This window comes from Pseudomonas sp. 05L36 (assembly GCF_056398125.1).
The window spans coordinates 73,060-84,688 of record NZ_JBFTOU010000026.1 but is presented as its reverse complement, the minus strand read 5'-3'; the positions used below and the strand labels follow the sequence as shown (position 1 = coordinate 84,688).

14 protein-coding genes are annotated in these 11,629 nt (G+C 60.2%); 2 read left to right on the top strand and 12 right to left on the bottom strand.

Translation table 11 applies throughout. The annotated features are described in order from the left end of the window. Positions 1–637: 637 nt before the first annotated feature. The 10 genes from AC1DKH_RS24220 to ccmA all read right to left on the bottom strand — a co-directional run bounded on the left by AC1DKH_RS24220 (position 638) and on the right by ccmA (position 8,022). Positions 638–1,045: a hypothetical protein gene (locus tag AC1DKH_RS24220; RefSeq protein ID WP_477752442.1), complete on the bottom strand. Its 408-nt coding sequence runs from the start codon at positions 1,043–1,045 to the stop codon at positions 638–640. Between the two features lie 15 nt (positions 1,046–1,060). Further along, positions 1,061–2,263: a c-type cytochrome biogenesis protein CcmI gene (ccmI, locus tag AC1DKH_RS24215; RefSeq protein ID WP_477799521.1), complete on the bottom strand. Its 1,203-nt coding sequence runs from the start codon at positions 2,261–2,263 to the stop codon at positions 1,061–1,063. Continuing rightward, positions 2,256–2,729 carry a cytochrome c-type biogenesis protein gene (locus tag AC1DKH_RS24210; RefSeq protein WP_477799520.1) on the bottom strand — a complete coding sequence of 158 codons (474 nt, stop codon included), beginning with the start codon at positions 2,727–2,729 and terminating at the stop codon, positions 2,256–2,258. Before AC1DKH_RS24210 ends, ccmI begins: the two co-directional genes overlap by 8 nt. Beyond that, entirely contained in the window at positions 2,726–3,262 is a 537-nt protein-coding gene (locus AC1DKH_RS24205) for a DsbE family thiol:disulfide interchange protein (RefSeq protein ID WP_477799519.1), read from the bottom strand. The genes AC1DKH_RS24210 and AC1DKH_RS24205 overlap by 4 nt, the downstream gene beginning before the upstream one ends. Beyond that, positions 3,259–5,247, bottom strand: coding sequence for a heme lyase CcmF/NrfE family subunit (locus AC1DKH_RS24200; RefSeq protein ID WP_477759854.1), 1,989 nt, complete (start codon positions 5,245–5,247; stop codon positions 3,259–3,261). Before AC1DKH_RS24200 ends, AC1DKH_RS24205 begins: the two co-directional genes overlap by 4 nt. Before the next feature lie 3 nt (positions 5,248–5,250). Beyond that, positions 5,251–5,706 (bottom strand): cytochrome c maturation protein CcmE, encoded by a 456-nt coding sequence (gene ccmE, locus AC1DKH_RS24195; protein WP_477752437.1) that lies wholly within the window; start codon positions 5,704–5,706, stop codon positions 5,251–5,253. Continuing rightward, the gene (gene ccmD / locus AC1DKH_RS24190; protein ID WP_092271396.1) at positions 5,703–5,879 is read right to left on the bottom strand and encodes a heme exporter protein CcmD; all 177 of its coding nucleotides are present in this window, start codon (positions 5,877–5,879) and stop codon (positions 5,703–5,705) included. Before ccmD ends, ccmE begins: the two co-directional genes overlap by 4 nt. Then, positions 5,876–6,631, bottom strand: a complete 756-nt coding sequence (locus AC1DKH_RS24185; RefSeq protein WP_046037680.1) for a heme ABC transporter permease — start codon at positions 6,629–6,631, stop codon at positions 5,876–5,878. Before AC1DKH_RS24185 ends, ccmD begins: the two co-directional genes overlap by 4 nt. 90 nt (positions 6,632–6,721) lie before the next feature. After that, on the bottom strand, positions 6,722–7,390 hold the full coding sequence (gene ccmB / locus AC1DKH_RS24180) for a heme exporter protein CcmB (protein WP_007980754.1): 669 nt from the start codon (positions 7,388–7,390) through the stop codon (positions 6,722–6,724). After that, complete coding sequence (ccmA, locus tag AC1DKH_RS24175) at positions 7,387–8,022, bottom strand: cytochrome c biogenesis heme-transporting ATPase CcmA (RefSeq protein ID WP_477799518.1); 636 nt, start codon at positions 8,020–8,022, stop codon at positions 7,387–7,389. The genes ccmB and ccmA overlap by 4 nt, the downstream gene beginning before the upstream one ends. Positions 8,023–8,220: 198 nt before the next feature. Between ccmA and fliK the strand changes: the two genes are divergently transcribed. Continuing rightward, positions 8,221–9,795 carry a flagellar hook-length control protein FliK gene (gene fliK, locus AC1DKH_RS24170; RefSeq protein WP_477799517.1) on the top strand — a complete coding sequence of 525 codons (1,575 nt, stop codon included), beginning with the start codon at positions 8,221–8,223 and terminating at the stop codon, positions 9,793–9,795. After that, positions 9,792–10,118: an EscU/YscU/HrcU family type III secretion system export apparatus switch protein gene (locus AC1DKH_RS24165; protein WP_477752434.1), complete on the top strand. Its 327-nt coding sequence runs from the start codon at positions 9,792–9,794 to the stop codon at positions 10,116–10,118. The genes fliK and AC1DKH_RS24165 overlap by 4 nt, the downstream gene beginning before the upstream one ends. 128 nt (positions 10,119–10,246) lie before the next feature. Here AC1DKH_RS24165 and AC1DKH_RS24160 read toward each other — a convergent pair whose 3' ends face one another. Beyond that, a complete protein-coding gene (locus AC1DKH_RS24160; protein WP_477799516.1) occupies positions 10,247–10,480 on the bottom strand; it encodes a hypothetical protein in 234 nt (77 codons plus the stop codon). Between the two features lie 420 nt (positions 10,481–10,900). Then, on the bottom strand, positions 10,901–11,389 hold the full coding sequence (locus AC1DKH_RS24155) for a hypothetical protein (RefSeq protein ID WP_477799515.1): 489 nt from the start codon (positions 11,387–11,389) through the stop codon (positions 10,901–10,903). Positions 11,390–11,629: the final 240 nt, after the last annotated feature.

The following is an 11,629-nucleotide window of genomic DNA, read 5'->3' as shown; positions in this document are numbered from 1 at the left end:
TAGGAGCTGTCGAGTGCAACGAGGCTGCGATCTTTTGGCTTTATTGCTTACAAGCAAGATCAAAAGATCGCAGCCTTCGGCAGCTCCTACGGATTGATACGTCCGCGAAACCAGGTCGGCTGGCAGGCCGCCATCGCGAGCAGGCTCGCTCCTACAATGGATCGGCGTGCACCTAATGCTCCTCACCACTCAACAGGCCGAGCGTTAGCTCGCCTGCAGCTCTTGATCTTGATCCACCCGCCCCCTCGGGAGGCCTCGTTCCGGTGTTCATCCGGGGATGGGCGCGCAGCGCCGTTCGACGCAGTCGAACTCATTGCATGTAGGTCGAAGCGAAGCCGACCGGAGGGCAATGCCCCCGGATGAATACCGCAGCGAAGGAACGCCGAGCCTTAGCGAGGGGCCGTACGTAAGGGGCGAGACCTTTTGGTTCCTTTTGTGTCGTTTGACAAAAGGGACCCGCTGTAAGAGCGGAACCATAAGCCGCCGTTACCGCAGGAATGGATATGTACGCGGTCAACAAAAGACAGGCCGGCTGTCAGGCCGCCTTCGCTGGCAAACCAGCTCCTACAGGGATTGGGGGTTGAACCGGATTATTCAGCAGGCACAAAAAAGGCGACCCGAAAGTCGCCTTAGTGCGTTACTGCCCGAATTGCCGCCCCAGGCCACCCGGTACACCGTGAATATCCGTCTCCTCCCACGGCCCCTTCGGACTGATCGACCGGCTCCAGCCGTTATCCCAACGGTAATAGGTACGCTGGCGATAAAAGGTATTGGGCTGATCATCGAGCACATATACCCCAAGCTTCGGATCCCAATGGCTGTTGCCCCCGGGTGGTGGCGCGAAGCTCGCAGAAGTGCGTGGCAACGGCTTGGAGGGTTTGGCCGGGATGCTCGGCTTGCTCGGTACAGGCGAAGTCGATGGCGTAGGGCTGGGCTGCGACGGCGGGAACGGTGGTGGTGCCTGTTGTTCCGGTGGTTGCTGGACCGCACAAGCGCTTAACCCCATAACGACGCTGAGCAGGGTGATACGAGCGAATGCGGTCATGATTGCGTTTTCCTGTTATTTGTCCGGGCTGTCGATGGTCAGTGTTTGCGGCGCGGTGGTGCTGCTGGCCAGGGGCTGGCTGCGACCGATCCATTCGCCGGCGGTCGGTTTGCCGGCGCGGGAAATGCGCGCAACCAGTTGGACTTCAGGGAAGTTCGACAGTTTCAATTGCGGCATCATCGCATCGGCATCGCCCAGTTCGACGGTCACCGGCAGGTCGGCCACCGTCATGCGCTTGACCGCCAGCGGGGCCGGAGGACCGGAGATCGCACGGGCGAAGATGAACACGCTGTCGCCAGGCTGGACCTTGGTCTTGAGGTCCGCTGCCAGATCGACGCTGACCTTGAGCAACGCCGAGGCCTTGGCCGCCGGTGCCTGCGCAACCTTGCCGCCACTGGCCACCAGCTTCTCCGTGGCCCGGGCAATCCCGCCTTGCAGCGCCTCGCGAGACTTGTCTTGCGGCGGCAACTGCGCCAACAGGCGATTCCAGTAATCGATGGCGTCCTGATAACGCTCGCTTTCAAACGCGGCAATACCGAGCAGGCCAAGGCTGGTGACTTCTTTCGGATCGGTCTTGAGCGCTTCGTCGGTCAGGGCCTGGACCTTGTCCGACCACTTCTTGTCATCGGCGAAGTACTGGGCCTGGGCCCATTGGCCGAGCAGCTCGGGCTGACGACCGGCCAGGTTCACCGTCCGTTCGAACATCTTCGCCGCGTCCGCCGGGCGATCCTGAGCCATGTAGGTGCGACCGAGGAAGTACATGCCTTCGGCGGAATCCGGTTGTGCGGCAACCGCGCGCTCCAGGCGTTTGGTCATCTCTTCCATCGTCTGCGGCGCCTGGGCGAACTCGCGGGTCAGCTCAACCTTGTCGCTGGCGCCGTAATGCATGTACAGCCCCAGGCCCAGCACCGGCACCAGAACGGCCGCCAGCAATGGCAAGGGTTTGCCCAGGCGCGAGACCTGCGGCGCTTCGACGCCCTCGGTGTCCGCCAGCAATTCACGGGCAGCTTCCGCGCGACCGGCGTCCATTTGCGCCGCATCGAGCACGCCCTCTTCCTGCTGAGTCTGCAACTCAGCCACGCGTTCCTGAAAAAGCGCGACGTTCAGGGCGGTACGATCCTCTTCGCGCTGGGCGCGACGGCTGCGCAGCACCGGGATCAACAGAAAACTCAGGGCAACCAGAAGCAGCAGACCTGCAGCGAGCCAGAAATCAATCATTCTTGGTTTTATCCAACAGGTGGTCGAGGCGCGAGCGCTCCTCGGCAGAAAGCGAGTCCGGGGTGCCGGCGCGTTGCACGCGACGACGGCGGACGATCACCGCGATGATCACGACACCGCCCAGCAACAGGCCGGCGGGGCCGAACCAGAGCAAGGCGGTCTTGGCGTTCAGCGCAGGCTTGTAGCGGACGAAATCACCGTAGCGATCGACCATGAAGTCGATGATCTGCTGGTTGTCCTTGCCCTCGCCCAGCATGCGAAAAATCTCTTTGCGCAGGTCGGCGGCAATCGGTGCGTTGGAATCGGCGATGTCCTGATTCTGGCACTTGGGGCAACGCAGCTCCTTGGTCAGCTCGCGGAAACGCTCGCGATCACTTTCCTTGGCGAACTCGTAGGTATCGATGGCAGCGTGGGCCACGCCCGCCAGGCTCAAGCCCAGGACAACGGCAGCGATCCAGCGCTTCATGGCTTGGCCTCGTCGACCAGCGCCTGGTACTTGGCCGCCAGTTTTTCGCGCCAGACCTGCTCGTCGATCACGCCGACGAATTTGTCGCGGATGATGCCCTTGGCATCGATGAAGAAGGTTTCCGGCGCGCCGTACACGCCGAGGTTCAGGCCCAGCGAGCCTTCGTCGTCACGAATGTCCAGTACATACGGATTGTGGAAGTCCGTCAGCCACTTCAAGGCATCGGCGTTGGTGTCCTTGTAGTTGATGCCGTAGATGACCACGCCCTGCTGGGCCAGCTTGTTCAACACCGGGTGCTCGACCCGGCAGGAAATGCACCAGGTGCCCCAGACGTTGACCAGCGCCGGTTTGCCCAGAATGTCAGCCTTGGTCAGGGCCTTGTCGCCCTGCACCGTCGGCAGGGAAAACTCCGGGAACGGCTTGTTGATCATGGCCGAAGGCAGCTCGGCCGGATCCAGGTACAACCCACGGTAAAGGAATACAGCAACCACCAGAAAAATCGCCAGTGGCAACAACATCAACCAACGCTTCATGCAGTGGCTCCCGACATGCCCAGTGCTTCGCGCACGCGGCTTTTGACCTTGACCCGATAACGCCGATCCAGCGCCGCCAGCAATCCACCGAAACCTGTCAGCAAACCACCGAACCAGATCCAGCGCACAAACGGTTTGACGTGCACGCGCACAGCCCAGGCGCCGTTACCCAAGGGTTCACCGAGGGCGACGTAGAGGTCGCGGGTGAATCCGGCGTCGATGCCCGCTTCGGTCATCACCGAGTTCTGCACGGTGTACAGGCGTTTTTCCGGGTGCAGCACGCTGACTTCCTTGCCGTTGCGGATCACCCGGACGGTGCCCTTGTCGGACGTGAAGTTCGGGCCTTCGAAGTGCTTGGCACCTTCGAAGATGAAGTGATAACCGGCCAGGTCCATGGACTCGCCCGGCGCCAGACGCAGGTCGCGCTCGGCACTGTTCTGGCTCGACAGCACGACACCCAGCGCACACACGGCAATGCCCAGGTGCGCAACCTGCATGCCCCAGTAACTGCGGGTCAGGGTTGGCAGGCCCTTGATCAGGCCTTTGTGGCGGGTCTTGTCGAAGATGTCTCGCACACCGGCCAACAGCACCCAGGCAGCGAGCATGAAGGTTGCGAGCACCGCCCAGTTGAAATCGCCGTAGGCGACGCCGGCCACTACTGCCAGCGCGGCGCTGCCGAGCAAGACCGGGGTGAGCATGCTCACCAGCCATTTCACCGGGGTGTCTTTCCAGCGCACGATCACGCCGACCGCCATCACCATCATCAGCAACGCCATCAACGGAATGAACAGCGCGTTGAAGTACGGCGGGCCGACGGACAGCTTGGCGCCGGTCATGGCGTCCAGAATCAGCGGGTACAAGGTACCGAGCAGGATCATCGAGGCCGCGACCACCAGCACCAGGTTGTTGCCCAGCAGCAAGGTTTCCCGGGACCAGAGGTTGAAGCCGACCTGGCTCTTGACCACCGGCGCGCGCAGGGCGAACAGCGTCAACGAACCACCGACCACGAACAGCAGGAAAATCAGGATGAACACGCCGCGCTCCGGATCGGAGGCAAAGGCGTGCACCGAGGTCAGCACGCCGGAACGCACGAGGAAAGTACCGAGCAGACTCAAGGAGAATGCGGCGATGGCCAACAACACGGTCCAGCTCTTGAACACGCCACGCTTTTCCGTGACCGCCAACGAGTGAATCAGTGCAGTGCCCACCAGCCATGGCATGAACGAGGCGTTTTCCACCGGGTCCCAGAACCACCAGCCGCCCCAGCCGAGCTCGTAGTACGCCCACCAAGAACCGAGGGTGATGCCGATGCCGAGGAACGCCCAGGCAACAATGGTCCACGGACGCGACCAACGCGCCCACGCGGCATCCAGGCGACCGCCCATCAGCGCGGCGATGGCGAAGGCGAAGGCCACCGAGAAACCGACGTAGCCCATGTACAGCATCGGCGGGTGAACGATCAGGCCGATGTCTTGCAGCAAGGGGTTGAGGTCGGCACCGTCGCTGGGCACTTGCGGCAGGATGCGCTTGAACGGGTTGGAGGTCATGATAAGGAACAGCAGGAAACCGGTGCTGATCATGCCCATCACCGCCAGCACGCGGGCCAGCATGACCTGTGGCAACTGCCGGGAGAATACCGACACCGCGAAGGTCCAGCCGCCGAGAATCAAGGCCCACAACAACAAGGAACCTTCGTGGGCACCCCACACGGCGCTGAACTTGTAGTACCACGGCAACGCGCTGTTGGAGTTGTTGGCCACGTAGGCCACGGAGAAGTCATCGACCATGAAGGCGTAGGTCAGGCAACCGAAGGCGAACAGCAGAAAGGTGAATTGCCCCCAGGCGGCCGGCTGGGCCAGGCTCATCCACAGGCGGTCACCGCGCCAGGCACCGAACAGCGGCACCACGGCCTGAGCCAGGGCGAAGCACAGGGCCAGGATCATCGCCAGGTGGCCAAGCTCGGGAATAAAGATGCCGGATGTCATGGATCAACCCTCCTTCGCGGGCGTTGGAGCCGATTGACCGCTGTCTTTCAACGCCTTGGTCACTTCCGGCGGCATGTACTTCTCATCGTGCTTGGCCAGCACTTCATCGGCCACCACCACGCCATCGGCATTGAGCTTGCCCAGAGCGACGATGCCCTGCCCTTCGCGGAACAGGTCCGGCAGGATGCCGCGATAAGTGATGGTCACGGATTTGTTGAAGTCGGTGACGACGAACTTCACGTCCAGGGAATCACTGGAACGCTCCAGCGAGCCCTTCTCGACCATGCCGCCGGCACGAATGCGCGTGTCTTGTGGGGCTTCACCGTTGGCGATCTGGGTCGGTGTGTAAAACAGGTTGATATTCTGCTGCAGGGCGCTCAGGGCCAGGCCGACGGCAGCGCCGACCCCGACCAGGATCGCGAAAATGATGATAAGACGCTTTTTGCGCAGCGGATTCACTTGCCGTTCTCCCGGCGCAAACGACGCGCCTCTTGTTGCAGATACCGCTTGCGGGCCAGGATCGGCGCCGCCACGTTGAGGACCAACACCGCCAGGCAGATGCCATAGGCTGACCAGACATACAGGCCATGATGACCCATGGCGATGAAGTCGCCGAATGAAGCAAAACTCATCGAGCGACCTCCAGGCTGTTTTCCACTTCGGCTTTGACCCAACTGGCCCGGGCTTCGCGCTTGAGCACTTCAAGGCGCATGCGCAGCAACAGGACCGCGCCGAAGAAACAGTAGAAACCCAGCGCCGTCAGCAGCAATGGCAGCCACATCTCGGCAGGCATCGCCGGTTTTTCGGTGAGGGTGAAGGTCGCGCCCTGGTGCAGGGTGTTCCACCACTCCACCGAGTATTTGATGATCGGGATGTTGATCACACCGACAATCGCCAGCACCGCGCAGGCCTTGGCCGCGCTGTCACGATTGCTGATGGCGTTGCCCAGCGCAATGAGACCGAAGTACAGGAACAGCAGGATAAGCATAGACGTAAGGCGTGCATCCCAGACCCACCACGAGCCCCAGGTCGGTTTGCCCCAGATCGCCCCGGTGACCAGCGCCACCGCGGTCATCCACGCGCCGATAGGCGCCGCGCATTGCAAGGCGACGTCGGCCAGTTTCATCTTCCACACGAGGCCGACGATACCGCACACGGCCAGCATCACGTAGATGGACTGGGCCAGCATGGCGGCCGGGACGTGGATGTAGATGATGCGAAAGCTATTGCCCTGCTGATAGTCCGGCGGCGCGAAGGCCAGGCCCCAGACCACGCCAACACTGATCAGCAGCAACGCCGCGACGCTCAGCCAGGGCAACAGTTTGCCGCTGATGCCGTAAAACCATTTGGGTGAGCCGAGCTTGTGAAACCACGTCCAGTTCATACTGTTTCCATCACGGTTGCTCTTTGCTATGAAGAGCCAGGGTCTGCCTTTCTTCAAAAGAAGTGATCAAAAAATGACCAGACCTCATTATTATTCGCCGACGCTGATCTTCAGGCCAGCAGCTATTGCAAAAGGTGTCAGGGTTATCGCCAGGGCGGTCAGGCTGCCAAGCCACAGGAGATAACCGGTCGCCGGCATCCCCTGCAAGGCAGCCTGCAAGGCGCCACTGCCAAGGATCAATACCGGGATGTACAGCGGCAGAATCAGCAGTGCCAGTAACAGGCCACCGCGCTTCAAGCCGACCGTCAGCGCCGCGCCCACCGCACCGAGCAGGCTCAGTACTGGTGTACCGAGCAGCAACGAAAGCAGCAACACTGGCAGACAGGCGGCAGGCAAACCGAGCATCAGCGCCAGCAAGGGCGCGAGCAAAACCAGTGCCAAGCCGGAAAAAGCCCAGTGTGCCAGCACCTTGGCCAAAACCAGAAGAGCCAGGGGGTGCGGCGAAAGGACCCACTGTTCAAGGGATCCGTCTTCGAAATCACTGCGGAAAAGCCCGTCCAGCGAGAGCAGGACCGATAAAAGTGCCGCGACCCAGACCAGCCCCGGAGACAAGGTTTGCAACAATTGAGACTCGGGGCCGACCGCCAACGGGAACAGGGAAACGACGATGGCAAAGAACACCAGCGGATTGGCCAGTTCCGCCGGACGGCGGAACAGCAGACGAGCCTCGCGGGCGACCAGCAGGCCGAAAACACTCATACGGCCCAGCTCCCCAGATCGATGTCGCGATAACCGGCCGGCACCCGGCTCAGCGTGTGATGAGTGGTCAACACCACCATGCCGCCACGTTCGCAGTGGCCGGCCAGATGAGATTCAAGCTGCGCCACGCCCTGCTTGTCGAGGGCGGTAAAGGGCTCATCGAGGATCCACAGCGGCGGACTGTCCAGATATAGACGTGCCAAGGCGACACGGCGCTGCTGACCAGCAGACAAGGTATGACAGGGAACATCCTCGAATCCGCGCAGCCCGACCGCGGCCAGCGCCTGCCAGATCGCCTCATGGGTCGCCGGATGGTGCAAGGCACACAGCCAGCTCAGGTTCTCTTCCGGCGTCAGCAAGTCCTTGATCCCGGCCGCGTGGCCGATCCACAGCAGGTTGCGCGCCAGCTCTCCGCGTTGTTCGTTCAGCGGCTGGCCGTTGAGCAGCACCTGACCGGCGGTCGGCTGCATCAGCCCCGAGAGCAGGCGCAACAGGCTGGTCTTGCCGCTGCCGTTGGGGCCGCTGATTTGCACCATTTCGCCACTGGCCAGTCGCAAATCGAGATTTTCGAAGAGCAGCCGAAGGTCTCGCTCACAGGCAAGGGCAACGGTTTGCAGGACAGGACTGGTCAAGGGTTCACGGGCCTTATACGGTTCAAGTCGGCTCTGGCGCGGCCGTTAAAGAGATGCAGCATAGATGCAATGACGTCTTGTTCTAGAGAGCTGCGTCAAACAATTGCAAAGTTTTGCCATTTTTGGATACAACGGCGCGGCATTATACATGCCAGACCTTACTCTAAAGAGTGGATTTTCCTCAGGTTGTGACCGCGTATGACAGGCGAAATGAACATCCTCCCACTACCGCAAACCCTCCCGGCGACGTCACGCCCGCCGGTGGTCAGCGGTGAGTTGCTCAAGTTGCTGACGCCGGTGGAGGGGCTGATCAGCGTCGGTCAAACCGCCCAGGCCGAAGTCTTGTCGCTCAAGCAGGTGGATCAGACTTTCCAGATGCTGCTCAAAGTCACCCTCGACAGCGGCCGCCAGACCACGGTCCAGACCACCAGTAATCAACCACTGGCCCAGGGCACCACGCTGGTCGTCACCCAGCCCTCGGCCGGCAGCCTGGCCGTGACGGTGCAACAGGTTATTGCTTCCAGTGTTGCCACCCTCACCCGCCTCGATACCGCGCAATTGCCCGTGGGCACGCTGTTGCAGGGCAAGGTGCTGACCTCGCAAGTGCTACCGCCGGTGCCGGGCCAACCCATGGTGTTTCGCTCGATGGTGAGCCTGCTCAACACCGCACTGAGCGGCAGCACCCTGAGCATCGACAGCCCGCAACCCTTGCGCATCGGCACCCTGCTGAGTGCGCAGGTGCAGGACAGCCAGACATTGAAATTCGTGCCATTGGGCAGCCGTCAGGAACAACTGGCGGTAACCCGGCAACTGGTCGATCAGCAAAGCCGCCAGGGCTCGCTGGATGGCTTGCTCAAGCTGCTGCAGAATCTTCCCGCCTCGGACCAGACCTCCGCCGAACTGCGCAGTGCCGCCGCCCGCCTGCTCGCCGGCCTGCCGGATGTCCAGCAATTGAGCACCGCCAAGGGCCTGGCGCTGGCGCTGGCCGGCAGCGGCGCTTTCCTCGAAAGCAAACTGCTGAGCGGGCAAAACCCGACGCTAACGCCGGACATGAAAGGCGATTTGCTCAAACTGGTCGCGCAACTGAGTCAGGGCTTGCCGGCCAACACCAGCCTCGGCGCGATCATCGCCGCCAATACCCTGGCCCAGGCCATGCCGAATTTTGTCCGCAATGCCCTGGGCATGCTCGGCCAGGTCAGTGCCAAACCGTCGCCGAGCGGTTTCCCGCTCCCCGAGCGCCTGTTGCAAGGCTCCGACGGTGAAAACGACCTCGAACACCTGCTGCGCCTGGCCGCCGCCGCAGTTTCACGCCTGCAAAGCCATCAACTGTCGAGCCTGGAACAGACCGGCGTAACCGCCGACGGGCGGCTGATGAGCACCTGGCAGCTGGAAATCCCGATGCGCAGCATGCAAGACATCGTGCCCTTGCAGGTCAAGTTCCAGCGTGAAGACTCACCCGAAAACGAACAGCCAAAGGAGCGTCGCGAAGAACGCGAACCCAAGCAACAGCTGTGGCGTGTGGAACTGGCATTCGCCATGGAACCTCTGGGGCCGCTGCAAATCCAGGCGCAACTGATCAAGGGCAGCCTCTCCAGCCAGCTCTGGGCCGAACGGCCGTACACCGCCAGCCTGATCGAAAGCAATCTCGCCGGGCTGCGTGACCGTTTGCTGTCCGCCGGCCTGAACGTCGGCGACCTCGATTGCCACCTCGGCACACCACCCCAAGGCCCGCAAACCCGCCTCGAACAACGCTGGGTCGACGAAACCGCATGAAAAACCCCAACGCCCCACGCCAGGCCATCGCCCTCAAATACGACGGCACCCACGCCCCGACCCTCACCGCCAAGGGCGACGAAGCGCTGGCGGAAGAAATCCTGCGCATTGCCCGCGACTGCGAAGTGCCGATCTACGAAAACGCCGAACTGGTGAGATTGCTGGCGCGGATGGAACTGGGGGACAGCATTCCGCAGGAGCTGTATCGGACGATTGCCGAGATCATTGCGTTTGCGTGGAATTTGAAGGGGAAGTTTCCGGCGGGGCAGGATCCGGAGGCGCCGAAGATGGAGCGTGATATCACCACTACAACATCAGAATGAAAGCATCATCCTATCGATATCTGTCACGGCAACGTTTTGATCAGATAACCCTCATAAAATCCTGTCTATACCCGCCTGCGATTATCACACTCCGCCCATCAGTCCATCCGTCAACGGGTGGCTGTCACTCAGGGGAGTCGAAGAAGATTTTCAGCAATGTAGAGAGGATCTTCTCCTCCTCTAATTTGATTAAGAACGTAAGAAACCCGAACTCCAACTTCCGGCCAACCCAGACTATTATATTGTTGTTGTCGAAATCGCGCCTTTTTACCAGCAATGCTTGATATTGTTACGAACCCATACATTGACTCAGGATCAAACTCTATTATGGAACCAGTTGTACGGTCACGAACACTGCTCATCTGAATCTCCTTTACATAAGGCCGAGGCCGAAAGATTTAAGTCATTCCCGACATTAGAACGGGATACGCTTATTGAACACTCCTCTGAGCCGATTAAATACTGAATATATGTATCGCCATCTGTAAAAGCGCTTCAAAATATTGGGTTAAAACGAAGATATCGAACGTCAGAGAGACTGAAACGTCGAGAGATAAAACGCTCCGGTCAAGCAAAGCCGGAGTTTCTGGCTTGGGCAGTTCAGTATGATGAGGGAGGCGTTCCCGAACGGAGCTTGGCCAGGCATCAGGAATGGCTGCCTGTGCTTACTTGTGCTGCCTTGAAGCTTGAGGGGACATGTCTGTTACAGATCGGGTACGGCAAATACTGGATGCAGTCGACGAGCAGAACCACACACCGTCGGTCATATGAACGTGTGTTGGCTATACACTTACGCCAGCTCCTACAAAGCGCAAAAGCTTGAGACTGCGACCGACAATCAATCCATTGATAAGGCCAGCCCCCAGTGCCGACGATGCCGTCATCGGTAATTCATTGGCCATTTCCGGATACATCGCTGCCTGATAGCCAAGGTAGTAACGCCATGCAAAGAAGCCCCAATACACCATCAGTACCTTGATTGTGCCAGGCAGAACCAGATGTTCCCCCTCGCGCTGCACATTGCTGTACGAGAAAAAGCGCAGTGCCAGCAACCATCCCGCCAATAACCCCATTACATAGGCCGAGAGTGGAATGACTACACCTTGGGAGAGATTCAGCGAAGCCAGGGACAGGGTCACGAATATCACGGGCGATATCTGCAATGACCTTTTCGACACCTGATTCTTGAAGCAGGCAATGACACCGTAATAAGTCAAGATCAGAAAAAACGCATAAACCCACAGCGGTGTACCGCGAAAAATGTCGATCATAAGCCTTCCTGACACTGACCAGGTTTGAACAAGATGCTCAACCTACTGATGGCGGGTTGCGATCACAAGATAGCGGGATCTGAAAAAGCTATAGGCAGGAGGCTACGACGGCGTAGTACCCGTCTGAGGATAGAGAGGAATGCGTCGGATCCCGGGGAAGACTACTGAAATTTCGAGGACGCCTTCGCTGGCAAGCCAGCTCCTACAGTTCGGTATCGGCGTGAGCCTGTAGGAGCTGGC

Coding starts and splice junctions, on each gene's coding strand:
- AC1DKH_RS24220 (WP_477752442.1), bottom strand. CDS start 1,045: ATGACCGCATTCGCTCGTATCACCCTGCTCAGCGTCGTTATGGGGTTA.
- AC1DKH_RS24205 (WP_477799519.1), bottom strand. CDS start 3,262: ATGAAGCGTTGGTTGATGTTGTTGCCACTGGCGATTTTTCTGGTGGTT.
- ccmB (WP_007980754.1), bottom strand. CDS start 7,390: ATGAGTGTTTTCGGCCTGCTGGTCGCCCGCGAGGCTCGTCTGCTGTTC.
- AC1DKH_RS24160 (WP_477799516.1), bottom strand. CDS start 10,480: ATGAGCAGTGTTCGTGACCGTACAACTGGTTCCATAATAGAGTTTGAT.
- AC1DKH_RS24185 (WP_046037680.1), bottom strand. CDS start 6,631: ATGAACTGGACGTGGTTTCACAAGCTCGGCTCACCCAAATGGTTTTAC.
- fliK (WP_477799517.1), top strand. CDS start 8,221: ATGACAGGCGAAATGAACATCCTCCCACTACCGCAAACCCTCCCGGCG.
- ccmI (WP_477799521.1), bottom strand. CDS start 2,263: ATGATTGATTTCTGGCTCGCTGCAGGTCTGCTGCTTCTGGTTGCCCTG.
- ccmD (WP_092271396.1), bottom strand. CDS start 5,879: ATGAGTTTTGCTTCATTCGGCGACTTCATCGCCATGGGTCATCATGGC.
- AC1DKH_RS24165 (WP_477752434.1), top strand. CDS start 9,792: ATGAAAAACCCCAACGCCCCACGCCAGGCCATCGCCCTCAAATACGAC.
- AC1DKH_RS24210 (WP_477799520.1), bottom strand. CDS start 2,729: ATGAAGCGCTGGATCGCTGCCGTTGTCCTGGGCTTGAGCCTGGCGGGC.
- AC1DKH_RS24200 (WP_477759854.1), bottom strand. CDS start 5,247: ATGACATCCGGCATCTTTATTCCCGAGCTTGGCCACCTGGCGATGATC.
- AC1DKH_RS24155 (WP_477799515.1), bottom strand. CDS start 11,389: ATGATCGACATTTTTCGCGGTACACCGCTGTGGGTTTATGCGTTTTTT.